Below are 18,365 nucleotides of genomic sequence, written 5' to 3'. Positions count from 1 at the left end.
AGCACCCCTTGCACTTTTATTGCTGTTATTCTGCTGTGTTGTCTTCCATCAATTGTGTATTGATTTGGATCAATTCTTCGATTTTGCCGCTGTCTTTCATTTCTGTCAAAATATCATTGACTGTAGTCAAGAATTCCCCACCGTCTTTAGCGACTGCGATTGCTGATTCATTCGGGTCACTTTGTACATCAAATTCAGCGATCATCAAAGTATCATTTTGGGAAACAAACTGCTTCGCAACCGTTTCAACCATCAAGATAGCATCCACTTTTCCGGTTGTTAGAGACATGATTGCTGTGTTCCATTTTGGTACGGATTGGATTTCAGCATCCGGGAAGTTTTCCAACAGGTAGTCTTCTTGGATTGTCGCTTTTTGCGTAGCTAATGCAGCTGTTTTCAATGAATCTTCAGATGTGATGGTTGCAGCATCTTCAGTTCTGATCACCAATACGTCTTTTTGTGTGTAGTAGATGTCAGTGAAGTCAACGCTTTGTTTTCTTTCTTCAGTCGGGTTCATGCCGGCGATGATCATATCGATTTTGCCTGTGGATAAAGCCGGAATCAAGCCGTCAAAGTCCATGTCTTTGACTTCCAACTCAACGCCTAATTCATCAGCGATTGCTTGCGCGATATCGATGTCGAAACCGACTACTGTATCTTTGCCGTCTTTCACAAGGTGCCATTCGTATGGAGGATAATCCGCTGATGTACCCATCACCAATTTGCCGCTGTCCTTGATTTCTTGCAATTTATCCGTTGTTGTAGCTGCTGAATCTGTTGCGGAGCTGTCCGCTGTCTCGCTTGTATTACCACATGCCGCCAAAGCAAGAATGCTCATTGCACCCAAAGCTAATTTCAATAATCCTTTTTTCATCTTAACCCCTCCAAATTTCTTTTTTATTTTATAGGACTTTCGATAAGAAATCCTTTGTCCGCTCACTTTTAGGATGATTGAAAATCTCATCCGGTGTTCCTTGTTCCATCACTTGGCCGTCATCCATGAAAAGGATGCGGTCGCCGACTTCTTTCGCGAAGCCCATTTCGTGGGTCACGACTACCATCGTCATGCCTTCCAACGCAAGATTTTTCATTACTTGCAATACTTCGCCGACCATTTCCGGGTCAAGCGCCGATGTCGGTTCATCGAACAGCATCATATCCGGCTCCATCGCCAAGGCCCGCGCGATTGCGATCCGTTGTTTCTGTCCGCCCGATAAGGATTGTGGATAAACATCGGCTTTCTCGGTCATGCCCATACGCGTCAACAGTTTTCTGGCGATTGCTTCGGCTTTGTCTTTCGGTATTTTTTTGACTTGCTGCGGTCCGATCATGATGTTATCCAATACCGTCAGATGCGGGAAAAGATTGAAGCTTTGGAACACCATACCCATTTTTGTGCGGATGGAATCAATATCGACACCTTTTTTGTTGATCTCTTGTCCTTCGAAGATCACTTTGCCGGTTGTCGGTTCCTCCAGCAGATTCATGCAGCGCAGAAACGTACTTTTGCCCGATCCCGATGGTCCGATGATAACGACCACTTCGCCCGAGTTGATTTGTTCATCGATGCCTTTCAGTACTTGTTTGTCGCCGAAAGATTTCGTAAGTTTTTCTGTTTTAATCACTTTGTTTCAACCTCATTTCTAGAATGTCCACTAATTTAGAGACGATTGATGTCATGATGAAGTACATCACAGCAGCGACCACTAGGGGGCCGAATGGCAAGAATGTCGCACCGCGGACCGTATTAGCAGCGAACATCAAGTCGCGCAAGCCCAACACTGAAACGATGGATGTTTCTTTAATCAGTGTAACGAATTCGTTACCCAAAGCCGGAAGGATATTCTTGATGGCTTGTGGATAAATGATTTTTTGCATTGCCATTGATTTGCTCATCCCGATCGAGCGGGCGGCTTCCATTTGGCCTTTGTCGACCGCTTGTATACCGGAACGGATGATTTCGGCGATGTAGGCTGCCGAGTTCAAGGATACAGCGATGACGCCGGACAGGAAATCGGGCAGTTCGATATTGATGACGTACAACCCGTAATAAATGATGAATAATTGCACCAACAATGGTGTACCCCGCACAATTTGGATATACCCTTTCGCTAATATGCTGAGGAACTTGTTGGGCGACATTTTCATCAATGCCAATCCCGTCCCCAAGATGACGCCCAGTACGATCGCGCTGATCGAAAGGCCTATCGTGTAACCTGCGCCTTGGAAATAGATCGGCATATAGGTCTCAAAGAAAGTTGAATCCATTTGTATATAATCCCCTTTTTTATGTTTTTACTGGTGGTGCTCTGGGTACTAAAAAACCGCCCCTTGTATTGCTACAAGAGACGGGTCAATGTTTGATTCCGCGGTACCACTCTAGTTGATCTGCTGTGAAACAACAAATCCACCTCGATTAAATTAACGCATAAATTGCGTAAAAGGCTACTGAACGTTCACCTTTTCGTCATCCGAAGTGCGCTTCAATCTGATATTTTACTGCTGGGCTTCCACTCTGTCCCGGCTCGCTGGAGAAAATATTCAAATCTACTCTCTTCATCACTGACTTTGTTTTATTCAGTTGTGGTATGAAATCATAATATAAGATTTGAAAAGAACTGTCAACAAAAAAACTATCATCGGATTTTCATATGATTCCTTTTTCTGAGAAAAGTAGCGATCACTCGATCTTTTTCACATTTTCCGTTCCAATTTATGCCTCGTCCACGATCAGTTGCACGCGTCCGACCTGGTCGCCTTCAGCGAGCATCACTTTGATGCCGTGCGGATGATTGGGGCTGTTCGTCAACAATCGTTTTACATGCCCTCTCGTCAATTTCCCGGTGCGTTGATCTTTCTTCAAGACGATATCGACCAAAGCGCCGATTTTAATGTTTTTCCTGAGTTTTCCGTCCATAAGTTCCTCTTTCTCAAGCAAGCTCTTTGCTTAGTGTGATGATTTGATCGACTGCTTCATCCAAATAATGGATCGTATCCTGCAGCGCCTGATCCGTTTTGATGTCCACTCCGGCCAATGCTGCGGCTTCTGCGGATTCCAATTGGTCCCCTAGCGCCAGGAATTCCAACCATTTTCCGACAGCCGCTTCACCCTCCGTTTTGACGCGAAGAAAGGCTTGCGTCGCGATCGTCAGGCCGGCCGAATAGGTATAGGAATACAGCCCCATGTAGTAATGGATCTGGCGCATCCATGTCAGCTCCGCTCCGGCGTTGATTTCCACCGCGTCCCCCCAGAAGCGCTCCAGCACGTTCCGTTTGATTTCGCTCAATTTTCCGGCATCGAAACTCTTGCCTGCGTCGATCAAGTTGTAGACTTCCCTTTGATAGGCTGCTTCCAACAAGTGCGTGACGAAATTGTGGAAATAGGTGTCGGAAAGCATCTTCGTCAAAGCGAAGCGCTGCATGCGCGCATCCGTACTCTTGCGCGCCAACGACTCCGTCAACAGCAGTTCGTTGAAGGTGGATGGACCTTCGATCAGGTACAACGATGGCTCCGAACCAAGGATGCTGTTGTTTTCGTTCGACAGAATCATCTGCCCAGCATGGCCCAATTCATGGATCAGCGTATAGACATCCGAAAGTTGGTTCGCCCATGACATCAGGATGTAAGGGTGGGTGCCGTATGGACTGGTGCAGAATCCACCTGTTGATTTACCGATGTTCTGGGCGAAATCGATCCAGCGTTCCGGATAGGCCTGCATAATCCGGTCAGTATAATCCTGGCCCAGTACCGCTATGGCGTCCTGCACCATCACCTGCGACTCTTCGATCGATACTTCCGGCGAATATTCCGGATCGAGCGCAATCTTCAAGTCGGCATAAGTCATCTTGTCCAGTCCGCGGATTTGCTTCAGATGGGTGATGTATTTCTGCATGACCGGCGCTAGGTCGTTCATGATCGTGTCAATCTGGCGGTCATACAGATCGCGCGTCACTTCCTGCCCGTAAAGCAGATAGTCGATCACGGAATCGAAACCGCGCATCGTCGCCATCGTCTTTTCCTTCTGCAGCTGGATATAGTAGGCAGTTGCGACCACGTTTTCATAATCGCTGAGGACAGCCGAGAATTTGTCGAAAGCCGCCCGACGGATTGCCGTGTCGTCATGGTACATGTAGTAATCTTCGTAGAGCACGAAGCTCAGCGGATATTCCTTCCCGTCGACCGTGAAGGTACCGAAGTCCATATCGCCTAGTCGGGCCTGTTCATAGATGGCACTCGGCGCATCCAGAGTCGGAGCCAACTGGGCCAATGCCTTTTCGACTTCAGGCGCCAGCTGGATATTTTTGTTTTTCTTGATGTGGCGGATGTAGGAAGCAAACCGCGCTTCTTCCGAAACGACCTGATCAAGGACAGCTGCGTCGCAGCCGATCAGTTCCGATTCAAAAAAGGTCAGTTGGGCGCTGATGTCCGCCATCGCATTCGCTGTTTGGCGGGACAATTCGACATTGTCCGGATCGGTCAGGTCGGTCGCTTCCGGCATCATCGCATAGTGATCCGCCAATGTCGCGGTTTCGATGAGCTTTTCGTATTCCTTCATTGCGGTCAGTATCATTTTGGCATCCGTTAGTTTGCCTTCGTATGTCACGCTAAAGGTTGCGGTCGCCTGCTTCAGTCCTGCTAAAGAGGCCTCGAAGTCCGCTCGGGTTTTATAGAGGGCGGTCACATCCCAAGTCAATGCCGCAGGGACGTCCGCGCGATTTTTCAGTTGTTCTTGTGTCATTGTTGTGGCTCCTTTTATTCGTGGTGTTTGACGAATGTTAAATGAATGCTTCCATTATAACAAAAAAATGCTGCCGATGTCGGGTGTCGAGCTTGGCCTCGGCTTTCCTCCGGTGAGCGCCCTTCTCATCGGAGTTGGGATTCCGCTAATCTGCTCTGCTCCTGTGAGCGAATGTTGGCCGGAGCTGGGCGCGAAATCGCAGGCTGTCCTCCGTCGAGCGATGGTTCGTCGGAGGTGAAGGCTTTGCGCTCGCCTTAGCTCCGGCGAGGAGGGCCCCGCCGGAGTTGGGCTCGCCAAAAATCATTCGGCGCTGCATGAACCTTCAGCAACAACGCTAAAGCCCCCGCATGCGAGGGCTTGATGCCTTCGCCCGCGAAGGCCGGTAATCTGTTCTCTCAGTAAGTTGCTTCGATGGCTTGGACCTGGTCGTAGAGGTACTGGTTCGTCGGGGCAGGCAGTCCGTATTTTTTCGCTTTCTTCAGTATGGTGCCGGAAAACAACTCTACTTCTGAAGGCCGTTTCGCAATGCCGTCCTGGCGCATCGATGGCATCCCCAACGGCGTAAGTCCGTCAATGATCGCCAAATCATTTTCCAGATCGGTTTCGGTCAGGTTGACGCCTTCCTTCTGGGCGATCGGCAAAACTTCGCGCATGGCGGCGATCATCAGATCGCGGGTTGGTCCTGCTTCGTGGATGTCGCGGAAAGTGCCTTCCTTCACCATAAGCACTTGGTTCACGCCGACATTCAGCATAAATTTCGCCCACATGCGATGCAGGATATCCGCTTCGACCACGTGCGGCAAGGCCGTTTCTTCGAAGAAAGCCGCCACCGCATCCAAACGCGCCTGTTTTTCCGGGGCGTCGAGGCCAATCCGCAGTTCGCCGATATGGACAGACTTCACATCATTGCCGGTGCGGAGAGCGTCCATCCCTTGGGCTACGCAGTGGACGATCTTCTCACCCCCGAAAGCCGCGCCGATGACTTCCTCGCTGGAGATGCCGTTCAGGACCGAAATGATTGTCGTATCCGGTCCGACCTGGTGACGGGCGGTTTCGATTGCTTCATCCAACTGGGTTCCTTTTACGGCCAAAATGACCAGATCCGCCGGCGCCACGCTGGCATCCGTTTCGTCGACATATTGGAAATCGCAGGCCTCGCCGTTGAAAGTAAAGCCTTGTTCCTGGTAGCGCGCCATCCGTTCTTTGTTGACGACGATGCGCACGCGGTCCTTTCCGACGGCCTTTGTGAAATGGTGCCCGTAAAGGATCCCCAGGGCACCCAATCCGATGATGGCTACAGTTTCTATCTTCATTTGTTCACGCCTCTTTCCGAAAGATTCTTGCATAATTTCTTCTATTCAGCCGGTTTGTATTTGCGCAGCTGTTCGATCAGATATGGCAGATCTGTCTCGAATTGGACGCCATAGTGCAGTTCGCGTCCGCTTTTCAGCGTACGCTCAATCACCATGCTGTTGTATCGAACGGCAGTTTCGGTGGCCACGGTCAGCGACAGGTTCTGGAAAAGCAAACCGCCAACGACACTTGTGAACAAGTCTCCCGCGCCGTCATAATGGCCGGGAAAATATTTCGCGAAGGCATACTGCGCTTCAGGTTCGTCTTGGCTGACGCAGACAGTACCAATCTTTTCCGGTTCCAAGGAAACGCCCGTCAGCACGACGCTCTTCGGATTCAACACCCGCAAATCAGCCAATAATTCCGCAACCTCGGCTTCCTTGTAAGGCTTCTTCAACATGGAGCGTTTGGTCAAAAAGCAGGCTTCCGTCACGTTCGGCGTGATTACCGTCGCTTCATTGCAGAGCGCCGCCATTTCATCCACATATTCCAACGTGAAACCCGGATAGAGCACGCCTTGATCGCCCATCGCCGGATCGAGAACGATGTGGGCATCTTCGGCCGCAAACGTATGGATGATCCCCCGCACGATGTCGATCTGCTGGTGCGAACCCAGATAGCCGATCAGGATGCCGTCGAATTTGATGCCCAATGATTGCCAATGCTGCAGGATACCGCCCATTTCCTGGGTCAGATCCAAAAAGGTATAGCCTTCAAATTCTTTACCCGTATGGGTGGACAACAGTGCAGTCGGCAGGATACTCACCCAATTGTCCAGGCAGCTCACTACAGGAACCGCCACGTTCATAGAAATACGGCAACTGGCGGAAATATCTTGGATAAGCAGTACTCTCGGTTGACTCAAATGCTTGCACCCCTTTACTTTAGAAACTCAATTATTCCCATTCTATCATCTTTTCATTGGATTTTCTCAATTTTCCATCATTTTGGAAATAATTGTGAAAACGATGAGAAAAAGAGTGCAAACTTCTGCATAAGGACTATAATTAAAAATAATGCTTGGAGGCGAATTGCATGAAAACTGAAAAAAACAGTACCTACAGATTGGTTGTTTTGGCCTTATTTATGGCGCTTACTGTCGTCATGACCTTATTGTTCCGCATCCCGATACCTTACGGTTACGTTAATTTGGGAGACATGGTGCTCCTGTTGGCCGGTCTATCCTTCGGAGGCAGCGCAGGCTTCTTCGTCGGCTCACTCGGCAGCATGTTGGCAGACCTGTTCGCCGGTTATGCCTTCTATGCGCCGATCACTTTTGTCGTAAAAGGTTTGGAAGGATTCTTTGCCGGCTGGTTGTTCCAGAAAATGGATCACAAAAAGCCATGGCTTGCCACGGGGATTGCCGGTGTGTGGATGGCGATCGGATACGCCATCGGGGACACAATCCTTTTCGGCTTCGGTGCCGCGATCGCTTCATTCCCGTTGAACATCGCGCAAGGTCTCGTCGGAGCCTTCTTGTCCACCCTCTTGTACCGCTGGTTGAACCCTTACATCACGAAGAAATTCAAATAACGACTGCGCGCAACGATTATCCAAAACCAGAAAGAACGCCCATTCCGCGAACCGTGCGGAGTGGGCGTTCTTTCTTGCATGTATGCCGCTCAAAAAAGCAGTGCAGCCAACAGCGGGATCGTGAATACCGATAGCAGCGTCGATATGAAGACGTAGCGCGTTGAGAAGGCCGTATTGCCTCCGTACTGCATCGACAGCGCCACAGCCATCGCCGGGCCGGGCATGGCCGAGATGATGACGAGGATCCCCAGCATAGTCGGGTTCGTCAGGATACCCTTCGTGGCCCACCAAAGGAACAACGGAATCACGATCATACGATAGAACGCAAACAGATAGATTTTCCATTCTTTAAAGGCGCCAAGGATATCGATGTCGGCCAATGACGCGCCGATGATGATCATCGCCAATGGGGACGTGATATTACCGATGCTGGTGGCAGTGTCCATCACCAACGCCGGCAATTTGATGTCGAACAGGAAAACGAAAACCGCAAACAGCGAAGCGAGGTTGCCGGGATTCAGCAGGATCGCTTTCCAGCTCGCCCGTGATTTTTTCGAGCCTTTGGCAATCAGGAAGACACCCAAAGAATAGATCAACAGGTTGTTGGGAATGCCGTACAGCGAGGCATAAAAAAGCGCGCCTGTGCCGAAAATGGCCTGAACGACCGGCAGCCCCATGAAGCCGTTGTTCGTGAAGATGGTCAGGAACTCGATGATTCCTTCCGTTTCTTTATCCGCGCGGAAGAGTTTCGGACTGAACTTGGCCAATCCGACCGTGAAAAGATACATCAGCGTCGCCGTCAACAAGACGAAGAGCGTGTCCGATTTCGTACCCACCTCACCTGCACCTTCCACCGATGCGATGACAAGCGCCGGCACCGTAACATAGGTGATCAATGCCGCAAAATTGGCGTTTGCGTGCTTGTCGAAAACCTTCATGACTGTCGCGAGATAGCCCACAAACATGATCAACACCAGCATGATCATCCTACCAAATACAACCCTTACATCCAAAACCCGAACGCCTCCCCTATCCCATCCATTTATATATCCAAAGTCTAACACAGTTCTGCGCTGAAATTGCGTTTTCGATTCAGTTTCACGATTCGACCGCTTCGTCCCAGGGCATATCAATCGGTATCCTCCGCACAGAGTGTTAGAATGGAAACAACAATATAACGAATGCTACTGTCACATTTCATCCAGAAAGGTGGATCCCTATGCAGGAAAAATTGACGATCCTTCAGATCAACGACACCCACAGCTACTTGGAGTTGCACAACGAACTGTTCTATGAAAAGGAAAAATTGGCGTTCCGTAAAGCTGGCGGCTACGCCCGTCTCCAAAGCCTTATCAAAGATTTCCGCAGCAAAAATCCAACACTCGTTTTCGATAACGGCGACACGATCCACGGAACATACGAAGCGATTGATTCGAAGGGCTGGCACATGCTGCCGGTGCTGAACGAAGTCGGTTTTGATGCCATGACATTCCACTGGGACACTGGCTTCGGGCCGGCCAATCTGAAAAAAATAGGCCAGCAGTTGGATTATCCGATTCTCGCAATCAATGCCTACGAAAAAGAAAGCGGTAAGTTGGCATTCGAGCCTTACAAAATCCTGTCCGTAGGGGAAATTTCGATTGGTGTGATCGGTATCGCCTGCAACATCATCGACAAAACGATGCCACCCCATTTCAGCGAAGGCCTCTCTTTCACTTTGGGGCGCGAGGAGTTGCCCGGCTACGTGGCGGAACTGAAGGAAAAAGCAGTCGACCTGATCATCGTTCTGTCCCATCTCGGTTTCCCGCAGGACCTGAAATTGATGAGCGAAGTCGAAGGCGTGGCGATCTGTCTGAGCGGCCACACTCATAACCGTCAGGAACACATCGTCACAGTAGGTGAAACGGCAGTCATCCAGTCTGGCTCGCATGGCTCTTTCCTTGGCGCGCTCGAATTGACCGTTGAGGACGGCGTGATCCAAAAAATCGAACATCAACTCATTCCGGTCACGGAGAACATCCCGGAAGATGCCGCCATGAAAGCTTTGATCGATGAGGCTTTAGCCCCTTACCGCGAAAAAATGGGTCGCCAAGTCGGCGAAACCAAAAAATTGCTGCACCGCGGTTGGAGCGTCGAAACGACGATGGACAACTTCCTCCTGGATGCAATCCTGTTCCACACGAAAACGGATCTGGCCTTCTCCAACGGCTGGCGCTATGGTGTTCCGATTCTGAAAGGCCCGGTGACGCTGAGGGAGTTGTATCAGATCATCCCGATGAATCCGCCGATTTCCACCGCTATCCTGACCGGTTCGGAAATAGTGGCTCTGCTGGAAGAAAATCTCGAGAGCACCTACGCAGCAGACCCCTTTGATCAGATGGGCGGCTACCTAAAGCGCGCGATGGGCTTGCATGCTTATCTGAAACTGGAGAATCCGAAAGGAACCCGAGTCCAAAAACTTTTCATCGCCGGCGAAGAAGTCATCCCGGATAAAGAATACACAGTCAGTTATGTGACCAACCAGGGCGTTCCGAAGAAATTCGGAAAAGAACACAAAAATCTGGAGAAGCACGCGGTTGAAGCGATGATGGATTATCTGGCCGAGATGGGTCCTTACGAAAAGGAACTGCGCGGAACCTATCAGATAGTTTGATTTGCCACCACAATGACAACAAAAAAACAGCCCCGGTCGAGTCTGCAGTTTACATGCAGATTCCGCCGGGGCTGTTCACATTCAGGTTTCACATTTTTCTTACGTCATAATAATCCGGATCAACGCGTTCCATCAGTCCGGCTTCCTTATCGGAAACAGTCAGATAAAGCTCGTGCATCGCCCGGGTGCAGATTGTGTAGAGGATCTGCATTTCATTCTGGGCAGCTTTTGCCGGATAGTGGCAAATCGCAAAAACGACATCGAATTCCAGACCTTTAGCCAAACGGGCCGGCATGATCAATACCGGATGATGGCTGTTGTCGGTATCCTGCTGCACGAGTTTGAAGTCAATACCGGCAGCCGACAGTTCTTGGCTGATGCGTTCCGCGTCTTCCGCATTGCGGCTGATGAAAGCCACGCGCATGCCGGCAGCGACGCTCGCATCCACCTTCTGTTTGATGTAGCCCATATCGAGCCCGCCATCGTCGGTCAGCAGCACTTCTGGTTTCTTGCCGGAACGGATATAGGTCCCTTCCGGTTTTTCGCCTTCGATGAAGCTTTCCGAGAAGCGGACGATTTCATTCGTCGATCGGTAACTGGTCAGCAGACGGTATGAACGGAATGTACTTTCGGAAAAGATGGTCCGGAGATCATCAAAGGAAAGACGTCTGTTCAGGATATTCTGATTCAAGTCCCCGCTCAGAATGAAGCGTGCGCTAGGGAAGGCATGCTGCAGCATCTGCAGTTGGAATGGTGAAAAATCCTGCACCTCATCCAGACAGATGTATTGGTATTTCATGTCGCTGGATGGCCCCTTCAGCAACAAACGCAGACTGTAGTAGGCATCCAGATCTTCCAGCAACACACTCTTCTCTGCCATATGTTCCGCAACCACTGCGATGTGGGTGCGCCATTCATCCTCATCCAAGCCGAAAGCATCCAATGAAAGCAATTTAGGAACGGCCCGCAGGAAATGGATGTATTGATTCTTATAGCGGATAAAGGCCAACGCTTCAATCCTCGCGACGATCGGTTCGAAAGCGTCCTCCAGGATATCCGCCGTCATGGCCTCTTCCATCGCTTTTTGGTTGTGGGTCTCTTTCTCGTAACGGTAAAGGTCCAGGTCAGACATGGCGATCATTTCTTTTTCGACCCAAGGCTTGCCTTTTTGCGACTGTTGGATTCGCTCGACGCGCTGCAACAAGTGTCTTTTGAGAATATCCAACTTGCTGGCCAATGACCCTTGGCTGTCGATGCTGTAGAAGGCTGACTCGATTTCCTTCTCCGAAAGGATGATATCATCACGGAAACGGATATCAGAGAATTTCAGATAGCGTTTCTTCAGGATCATTCCGTATTTCTGTAACGCTTCATAAAATGCCAAGCTGCCCTTCAGCACCGTAACCTTGGCTAAGCTGTCCTCTTGATCGGCGCGCAAAGTAAATCCGGTCACTTTCCGCTCCATGAACTCGCTGAAGGTCGTGTTGCCAACGTTCAGTTCGCCCAATGCAGGCAACACTTGGGAGACGTATTCCTGGAATATTTTGTTTGGGGAAAACAGGACGACTTCTTCCGACTTCAATTGGTCTCGGAAAGCATACAACAGATAGGCGATTTTCTGCATCAGGACAACCGTTTTTCCTGATCCGGCAACCCCTTCTATCAGCGTGACAGCAGCTTTCGTTTCCCTGACGATCTGGTTCTGTTCTTTCTGCAAGGTGGAAACGACCGTGCCCATCTGATAGGATGAAGGTCCTTCCAACACTTCCAGCAAATACGGATCGCCCATGACATTGTCCGTGTCCATCATGCGGATGATTTCCGCCTGTCTGATCAAAAATTGCCTTTTCAGGTCAACCCCGTAGGACATCGGTTGATCGGCTATCATCAGCTTCACTTTTTCGCCTTTGCTGCCTTCATAATAAAGCGATGCGATCGGCGAACGCCAGTCGACGATCAGGTTCTCATCTTTCTCGAACAAGGATCCGATTCCGATGTAGATTGTTTCATTGCCGAAATCATCGTGATAATCGATACGGCCGAAGTAAGGCTCATCCTGCATTTTTTCCAATACAGCGACACGCTCGTTGCTGTTCTGCAATTCATTGTTGCGGATCATCAGCTCCTGCTCGAAAGCCCGCAGTTCAGCCGACGATTCCCAGACGCTCTCTGAAGAACCTTGGCTGATTTTGATTTCTTTGGATTCCTTTAATTGCTGTCTTTGTTTTTCACTTTTTTCTTCTACTTGCTCGGCCAATCGCGTTCTTTCGTTGTTGATGACCTTAATGACGCGATGGACACGTTCCTGTTCTTTCATTAGATCTTTATGCAACCAAATGACACCTCTCTCTTAAAAAAACTCTTGGACTATTCGGTCTACTTCACTAAATGCGACAATTAGTAGTATACCATCGTACAGGGATTCTGGCTATTCCTTGTACCTGGATTAAAACGTTCCAAATCAAAAAAGAGCCGGAAGGAAAAGCCTGTTACAGCTCTTCCTTCCGGCTCAGTTTGTTATTCGGATTGCGTTTTGCAGTTTTTGGTGCATTTGTGTCTATTCATTGAGGATTTTTTCTATCGCAGTGTATCCTCCCAGGATATTGACGATCTTTTTGAATCCCCTCTCCTCCAACGCACCGATGGCGACGGCGGACCGGACTCCTGATTGGCAATGGACGTACAGTGGTTCATCCCGTTTGAAAGGCAAAGGTTCCTCCAAGAGCTTGCCGAGGAGCACACGCTGGGCATCGGACAGATGACCTTGATCCCATTCGCTCTTCGAACGCACGTCCAATATCTGCAGCTCCTTTACTTGGCGCAAAGCGATGAAGGCGGCTGCCGTGATTGTTTCGGTCATCTTTTCGTCCTTGATCTGGCCCGCATCCAGGTAGCCTCTGACTTGGTCGAACCCGATGAGCTGCAGCTGGCGGGCAGCTAGTTCAGCATCTTTTTTTGTTCCGATGAACGTCACTTGCCCTTCGTAATCCAAGAACCAACCGGCATAACTCAAAAACTTTTTGTTCAGCGGAATATTGAGCGTCCTTTCGATGTGTCCGGCTTGATACATTTCTTTCGCGCGCAGATCAATCATCCTATCGCTTGGACCGGCCTGCTGAAGCGGGAAGACCGGATAAGGGACATAGACGCCGCTGTCCAATTTATTGATCTTCTTCATCTGGGCAAAATAGCTCGGCGGCTCAGGCTGATCATCCGTCAAGGCTTCGATGAAACTCGCTTCCTCGTCATGCTGGAAAGCCCAGTTGTTGTCTTTCTCGTAGCCCAAAGTGGTCATCGATACGGCGCCCAGCGACTTCCCGCAGGCGCTGCCGGCACCGTGTCCGGTCCAGATCTGCAGGTGGTCCGGATAGTCAGCTATTTTCTTCAGAGAATGGAACATCTCTTTTGCTCCGATTTCGGTGGTGCCTTGCATATGCGCAGCCTCTTCCAGCAAGTCCGGCCGGCCGACGTCACCCACAAAGATAAAATCGCCGGTAAACAGCCCCATCGGAATATCTGAACCCCCGCCGATGTCCGTTAGCAGAAAGGACACACTCTCCGGCGTATGCCCAGGTGTGTGCAGCACATCAAGTTTGACCTTGCCTACGGAAATGATGTCCCCATCCTGCAGCAGCACGCTTCCTTCCGGCAGATCCTGGTAACGCCAGTCATCCCCGCCCATGTCCGAGACGTACAGTTTGGCGCCTAAACGCCTTCCGGTTTCCCGCAGGCCGGATGCATAATCGGCATGGATATGCGTTTCCGTTGCCGCTGTGATGACCAGCCCTTCGTCTTCGGCTGCCAAGATATAGTCATCCAGCTTGCGCAATGGATCGATTATGATGGCTTCTCCGGTTTTTTGGCAACCCACCAGATAGGAAAATTGCGCTACTTGCGGATCGAAAAATGATTTAAAAAACATGCATGAACTCCTCCTTTATCCTGGCAAAAATTTCATATGATTCATCTGCTCAAGCTTGCGACAAAATTGATGGTCGTGGCGATGATGGCTGTCCCGAAAACAAAGGACAACAGCGCATGGCCCAGAGCAGCCTTCCGGAATTCAGGCGTCGTGAAGGTCGTATCGGAGACTTGGTAAGTCATCCCGATCGTGAACGCCAGATAAGCAAAGTCCCAAAAATTAGGCTTTTCGGTACCCTCGAAGATGACGCCGCCGTTCACATCACGGTAATAGAGTTCCGCGTACCGCAGCATATAGAGGCTGTGCACCGTCGTCCAGGAGAGCACGATGCTGAACAGACCAAATCCGATCGTCCCGAAGCTGCGTACATGAGTCGTCAACATCAATGCGACGGCCCCGATGCTGATCAGACATGCCATCAGGACAAAAAAATCGATTGTCGAATATTGGATGTCCTCTTCTTGCGCAATCCGCTCCGTTTCCGTCCCATCATGCGGATGAAAATCCTTCCACAGCAAATACAACAAAATGATTGCGGCACTATCCCAACCGATCAAAGGGGCCAATTCCCAACGCAATAAGAATCCACCGCAAATACCGATACTTGTCCCGATCAATCCAGCAATCAGGAAGCGCGTTCTCTTTTTGCGCATATCCCTTCCCGCTTTCGTTTGATTGGAAATTAGATGGATTCTTTTCTTCATGGCTGTCCGCTCCCTGCTTTTTAGATCTAACTGTTCTTTCAGATGGTGATTTCGATGACGTTTTTTTCCGGGTCGAGGAACATGCTTTCATAGTAGCCATCTCCTGTGATGCGCGGCTGGCTTTTGCATGTGTACCCCGCTTTGATGAGCCTGTCCGTGAAATAATCGACGTTCTGTTTGTTGCCGACAGAAATGGCCAGATGCGCCCAGCCTAGCATATCAAGGGGATAGCGTTCATTGACATCCATCCTTTTCATAAGCTCCAAACGGGCCCCTCCTTCACGGAAAGTAATAAAATAAGATTGGAAGTCTTTTTCAGGATTCCGGTATAATTTATTGGCCTTTCCATCAAAAAAACGAACATAAAAATCGCGCATCAGCTCCAAATCGTCCACCCACACTGCAACATGTTCAATCTTCATCGCTATTCACGTCCTCTCATCATCCTTGCCGGTGCGCTGGAGATAATCTCTGCGCGGATGGCCTGCAAAAAAACATTCCGGAATCCCTTTCTGGACTTGCCTTAAAAGCGTTTCCTCAATTTGATTTTATCACATTGCCGGCGCATATGCGTTCCTTGAAGCATCCGGATGTTTACGGGAACGGTATGGGTTCGTCATCTCCGGCCAGGCGGTCCTCGCCGGAGATGCTGTTCCGTTTTATTGCTGTCCTCCGGAGAGACTGACCCGGCCGGAGGACAGCGCCGCTTACGATTCCCTTCTCCGGCGGGGCTTGCCTTCACCGGAGGTCATTGTGGTTGTCGGCCGCCTGCCCGCTGCGGCCTTGACTCCCTTAAACGTATGTGTCTTTTTTGCCATCTTTTTCAAAGGAATTTCTAAGCATCCACTCAGAATATGATTGACAGACTGATTTGTATTTGATAGTGTGGAAGTAACAAAATACGATTCGATGTGATGAAGAGGTCGCGGTTAACAATCAGTAAGGGATTCCCTGAAAGGTGTTGCTGCCGAAATACTCTGTATTGGGGCCAAGGTTGAACAAATCTGGCACTGTCGGACAAAGCCGCCCAGCTTTGTTCGGTGAGCTTCTCACGTTGGGGCAAATTGGTGGAATTCACTATATGGATGCAACGCTTCAGCTTAAGCAGCCTGTTTTGAACGACTATGAGACCATTTGCTCATAGTCGTTTTTTGTCTATTCATAAATAAAAAAAATTCAGGAGGAAGATAAGCATGGCTATTTTTGAAGGATCAGGCGTTGCGATTGTTACGCCGTTTAAAGACACGGAGAACCAAGAAATCAACTACGAGGTATTGGAAGAGCTGATCGAGTTCCATATCGCGAACGGCACAGATTCGATCATCATCGCAGGTACCACGGGGGAAGCTTCGACGCTGACGGATGAAGAACAACTTCATCTCATTCGTTTCACTGTCGAAAAAGTCAACGGCCGCATCCCGGTCATCGGTGGTGCTGGCAGCAATGACACGCGCCACGGAGTCGGATTGACGCGCGCGGTAGAGGCAACGGGTGTGGATGCGATCCTCAGCGTCACCCCTTATTACAACAAAACATCGCAAAAAGGCTTGATTGAGCATTACAAAGCCATCGCCAACAGCGTGAAAGTTCCGATCGTGCTTTACAATGTGCCGGGCCGCACCGGCCAGAACATTACTCCTGAGTCTCTTGTGGAGCTTGCCAAAATCGAGAACATCGTTTCATTGAAGGACGCTACCGGAAACTTCAGTCAGGCCGTGGACAATTTGAGTCTTTTGGGCGATCGTCTGGACATCTACTCCGGAAATGATGACACCATCATCCCATTGATGAGTTTGGGCGCAAAAGGCGTCATCTCTGTCCTTGCCAATATCGCACCGAAAGCTACATCGGAAATGACGCATGCCTTCCTGGATGGCGACATCAAGAAAGCTGCCGCGATGCAAGCCGAGTACAAAGAACTGATCGACTGCCTGTTCGTGGAGCCGAATCCGATTCCTGTAAAAGCCGGCATGCAACTGCTGGGCTTCAATGTCGGACCAATGCGTTTGCCGTTGACGGATGCCGATCAAGCGGTCATTGACCGTTTGGCCGCAGCCATGAAAAAAGTTGGATTGATCTAGACACAGTGCCAAAAACCGCCATCGGAATTTTATATTTCCGGTGGCGGTTTTATGTTTTTCAGAAAAGATGCAGCATATACTTGTTGAGCAATAAAATAATCAGTACAAGAAGCATAACGATGACAAAACCGATGGCTCGTTTCACATAAAACTCTCTCAACTTCATGGCTTTTCCTTCCTTGGCTTCTTAAGTGGGACATTTATTTCACGATTCCGAGTTTTTTGAAATGGGCTTTCGGAAAAGCGTTGATACCGATGCCGTTCGCATCCCCCAACTTGATCGTGCCTCCTGTGAACAGCGGACCGCCCTCATAGGCTTCGATTTTGTAGAACGACGGTCCAATGAGGTCGACCATCGTGATGCAGTTTTTGGCGGCTGCCAGATGGGCCGCTGCGCTGATCGAAATCTTGCTTTCCAGCATGCAGCCGATCATGCAGTCCACCCCGTTCGTTTCCGCTACGGCACAGATCTTGAGGGCCTCGTGGATCCCCCCGGTCTTCATCAGTTTGATATTGATGAGGTCGGCTGATTGTGTCTGGATGATGTGGTGGGCATCCTTCACAGAGAAGGCACTTTCGTCAGCCGCAATCGGTGTTTGGACGTGTTGCGTCACAAATTTCAGGCCGGCCAGATCGTGCGCCTTCACCGGCTGTTCCACTAGCTCTGCCTGCATGCCCTTATCCTCCAGCAAGCTGATGATGCGGACAGCCTGCTGGGGGCTCCAGCCTTGATTGGCCTCGACCCGGATGCGGATGCCCGTTCCGACTGCCTTGCGGATGGCAAGCAAGTTCTCCACATCATTGAACCCATTCCTCCCGACACTCACATTAAGAATGCTGAAGCCGTTCTGGACAGCCTGCAGACTGTCGCGCATCCTCTCATCGATGGGTTTGTCGCTGATGGTGTGGGCAGTCTCGATTTTCCGTTTCGCCCCGCCCAACACTTTATACAAAGGTTGGCCGAGCTTTTTGGCATATAGGTCGTATAGCGCCATATCAACGGCGGCTTTCGCCGATGTGTTGTTGACGATGCTGGCATGAATCCTTTTCATGATGGTATCGAGGTCGAAAATTTCCATTCCGATGATGCTCGGAGCGATGTATTGCATGATAGCCTCGCGGATGGAAGCCTTTGTTTCGCCGGTGATTAAGGCTGTCGGTGGCGCCTCACCATATCCGGCGGTCCCGTCATCGGTCACGATGCGGATCAGAATGTTATGCACGGCGTCAACCGTGCGCGATGCTGTTTGGAATGGCGTCCGCAGTGGGATGGCCACTTCCCCAATTTCAATTCTGTCGATTTTCATCATCAAAACCCCTCTCTTCACCGGCACACTATCCATCCGGGCTAAGGCAGCGACTTTTTATGCTGTTTTGGTT

16 protein-coding genes, 1 riboswitch and 1 other annotated feature are annotated in these 18,365 nt (G+C 50.0%); of the genes, 3 read left to right on the top strand and 13 right to left on the bottom strand.

The annotated features are described in order from the left end of the window. Positions 1 to 25: 25 nt before the first annotated feature. The 7 genes from AC0J5I_RS08415 to AC0J5I_RS08385 form a co-directional block, all read right to left on the bottom strand. Entirely contained in the window at positions 26 to 874 is an 849-nt protein-coding gene (locus AC0J5I_RS08415; RefSeq protein WP_475299404.1) for a transporter substrate-binding domain-containing protein, read from the bottom strand. Between the two features lie 28 nt (positions 875 to 902). Next, the gene (locus AC0J5I_RS08410) at positions 903 to 1,625 is read right to left on the bottom strand and encodes an amino acid ABC transporter ATP-binding protein (protein ID WP_107994969.1); all 723 of its coding nucleotides are present in this window, start codon (positions 1,623 to 1,625) and stop codon (positions 903 to 905) included. Next, on the bottom strand, positions 1,618 to 2,268 hold the full coding sequence (locus AC0J5I_RS08405; RefSeq protein WP_086987378.1) for an amino acid ABC transporter permease: 651 nt from the start codon (positions 2,266 to 2,268) through the stop codon (positions 1,618 to 1,620). The genes AC0J5I_RS08410 and AC0J5I_RS08405 overlap by 8 nt, the downstream gene beginning before the upstream one ends. A gap of 73 nt (positions 2,269 to 2,341) precedes the next feature. Beyond that, positions 2,342 to 2,572, bottom strand: a binding site (T-box leader). A gap of 141 nt (positions 2,573 to 2,713) precedes the next feature. Beyond that, complete coding sequence (locus tag AC0J5I_RS08400; protein ID WP_475299403.1) at positions 2,714 to 2,917, bottom strand: YwbE family protein; 204 nt, start codon at positions 2,915 to 2,917, stop codon at positions 2,714 to 2,716. Positions 2,918 to 2,930: 13 nt separating this feature from the next. After that, a complete protein-coding gene (gene pepF, locus AC0J5I_RS08395) occupies positions 2,931 to 4,739 on the bottom strand; it encodes an oligoendopeptidase F (RefSeq protein WP_475299402.1) in 1,809 nt (602 codons plus the stop codon). Between the two features lie 395 nt (positions 4,740 to 5,134). Further along, positions 5,135 to 6,052 carry a ketopantoate reductase family protein gene (locus AC0J5I_RS08390; RefSeq protein WP_475299401.1) on the bottom strand — a complete coding sequence of 306 codons (918 nt, stop codon included), beginning with the start codon at positions 6,050 to 6,052 and terminating at the stop codon, positions 5,135 to 5,137. A 41-nt stretch (positions 6,053 to 6,093) separates the two neighbouring features. Then, positions 6,094 to 6,957 (bottom strand): pyridoxamine kinase, encoded by an 864-nt coding sequence (locus AC0J5I_RS08385; RefSeq protein ID WP_475299400.1) that lies wholly within the window; start codon positions 6,955 to 6,957, stop codon positions 6,094 to 6,096. A gap of 170 nt (positions 6,958 to 7,127) precedes the next feature. On the opposite strand from AC0J5I_RS08385, the gene AC0J5I_RS08380 reads away from it, so the two are divergent. Further along, entirely contained in the window at positions 7,128 to 7,625 is a 498-nt protein-coding gene (locus AC0J5I_RS08380) for an ECF transporter S component (protein WP_475299399.1), read from the top strand. A gap of 89 nt (positions 7,626 to 7,714) precedes the next feature. On the opposite strand, the gene AC0J5I_RS08375 is transcribed toward AC0J5I_RS08380, so the two are convergent. Next, a complete protein-coding gene (locus AC0J5I_RS08375; protein WP_107994963.1) occupies positions 7,715 to 8,611 on the bottom strand; it encodes an AEC family transporter in 897 nt (298 codons plus the stop codon). Positions 8,612 to 8,844: 233 nt separating this feature from the next. Between AC0J5I_RS08375 and AC0J5I_RS08370 the strand changes: the two genes are divergently transcribed. Beyond that, positions 8,845 to 10,278 (top strand): bifunctional metallophosphatase/5'-nucleotidase, encoded by a 1,434-nt coding sequence (locus tag AC0J5I_RS08370; protein WP_475299398.1) that lies wholly within the window; start codon positions 8,845 to 8,847, stop codon positions 10,276 to 10,278. Between the two features lie 88 nt (positions 10,279 to 10,366). Here the strand turns inward: AC0J5I_RS08370 and helD are convergent, their stop codons facing one another. The 4 genes from helD to AC0J5I_RS08350 form a co-directional block, all read right to left on the bottom strand. After that, entirely contained in the window at positions 10,367 to 12,610 is a 2,244-nt protein-coding gene (helD, locus tag AC0J5I_RS08365; RefSeq protein ID WP_475299397.1) for an RNA polymerase recycling motor HelD, read from the bottom strand. A 225-nt stretch (positions 12,611 to 12,835) separates the two neighbouring features. Then, complete coding sequence (locus tag AC0J5I_RS08360; RefSeq protein WP_475299396.1) at positions 12,836 to 14,200, bottom strand: MBL fold metallo-hydrolase; 1,365 nt, start codon at positions 14,198 to 14,200, stop codon at positions 12,836 to 12,838. 41 nt (positions 14,201 to 14,241) lie between these two features. Beyond that, positions 14,242 to 14,904, bottom strand: coding sequence for a DUF1345 domain-containing protein (locus tag AC0J5I_RS08355; protein ID WP_234402546.1), 663 nt, complete (start codon positions 14,902 to 14,904; stop codon positions 14,242 to 14,244). 38 nt (positions 14,905 to 14,942) lie between these two features. Beyond that, a complete protein-coding gene (locus AC0J5I_RS08350; RefSeq protein ID WP_107994959.1) occupies positions 14,943 to 15,326 on the bottom strand; it encodes a VOC family protein in 384 nt (127 codons plus the stop codon). Positions 15,327 to 15,813: 487 nt separating this feature from the next. Beyond that, positions 15,814 to 15,960, top strand: a riboswitch (Lysine riboswitch). 137 nt (positions 15,961 to 16,097) lie between these two features. Between AC0J5I_RS08350 and dapA the strand changes: the two genes are divergently transcribed. Beyond that, positions 16,098 to 16,985 carry a 4-hydroxy-tetrahydrodipicolinate synthase gene (gene dapA, locus AC0J5I_RS08345; RefSeq protein WP_475299395.1) on the top strand — a complete coding sequence of 296 codons (888 nt, stop codon included), beginning with the start codon at positions 16,098 to 16,100 and terminating at the stop codon, positions 16,983 to 16,985. Positions 16,986 to 17,185: 200 nt separating this feature from the next. Here the strand turns inward: dapA and AC0J5I_RS08340 are convergent, their stop codons facing one another. After that, on the bottom strand, positions 17,186 to 18,295 hold the full coding sequence (locus tag AC0J5I_RS08340) for a dipeptide epimerase (RefSeq protein WP_475299394.1): 1,110 nt from the start codon (positions 18,293 to 18,295) through the stop codon (positions 17,186 to 17,188). Positions 18,296 to 18,365 lie beyond the last annotated feature (70 nt).

Source organism: Trichococcus sp. TS_SC_9, assembly GCF_056156325.1.
This window is presented reverse-complemented; position numbering and strand designations above follow the sequence as displayed.

What these genes read in the sequence shown, in the direction of transcription:
- AC0J5I_RS08415 (WP_475299404.1), bottom strand. Translation starts at nt 874, where the DNA reads ATGAAAAAAGGATTATTGAAATTAGCTTTGGGTGCAATGAGCATTCTT.
- AC0J5I_RS08405 (WP_086987378.1), bottom strand. Translation starts at nt 2,268, where the DNA reads ATGGATTCAACTTTCTTTGAGACCTATATGCCGATCTATTTCCAAGGC.
- AC0J5I_RS08400 (WP_475299403.1), bottom strand. Translation starts at nt 2,917, where the DNA reads ATGGACGGAAAACTCAGGAAAAACATTAAAATCGGCGCTTTGGTCGAT.
- pepF (WP_475299402.1), bottom strand. Translation starts at nt 4,739, where the DNA reads ATGACACAAGAACAACTGAAAAATCGCGCGGACGTCCCTGCGGCATTG.
- AC0J5I_RS08390 (WP_475299401.1), bottom strand. Translation starts at nt 6,052, where the DNA reads ATGAAGATAGAAACTGTAGCCATCATCGGATTGGGTGCCCTGGGGATC.
- AC0J5I_RS08380 (WP_475299399.1), top strand. Translation starts at nt 7,128, where the DNA reads ATGAAAACTGAAAAAAACAGTACCTACAGATTGGTTGTTTTGGCCTTA.
- AC0J5I_RS08375 (WP_107994963.1), bottom strand. Translation starts at nt 8,611, where the DNA reads ATGATCATGCTGGTGTTGATCATGTTTGTGGGCTATCTCGCGACAGTC.
- AC0J5I_RS08370 (WP_475299398.1), top strand. Translation starts at nt 8,845, where the DNA reads ATGCAGGAAAAATTGACGATCCTTCAGATCAACGACACCCACAGCTAC.
- AC0J5I_RS08360 (WP_475299396.1), bottom strand. Translation starts at nt 14,200, where the DNA reads ATGTTTTTTAAATCATTTTTCGATCCGCAAGTAGCGCAATTTTCCTAT.
- AC0J5I_RS08355 (WP_234402546.1), bottom strand. Translation starts at nt 14,904, where the DNA reads ATGAAGAAAAGAATCCATCTAATTTCCAATCAAACGAAAGCGGGAAGG.
- AC0J5I_RS08350 (WP_107994959.1), bottom strand. Translation starts at nt 15,326, where the DNA reads ATGAAGATTGAACATGTTGCAGTGTGGGTGGACGATTTGGAGCTGATG.
- dapA (WP_475299395.1), top strand. Translation starts at nt 16,098, where the DNA reads ATGGCTATTTTTGAAGGATCAGGCGTTGCGATTGTTACGCCGTTTAAA.
- AC0J5I_RS08340 (WP_475299394.1), bottom strand. Translation starts at nt 18,295, where the DNA reads ATGATGAAAATCGACAGAATTGAAATTGGGGAAGTGGCCATCCCACTG.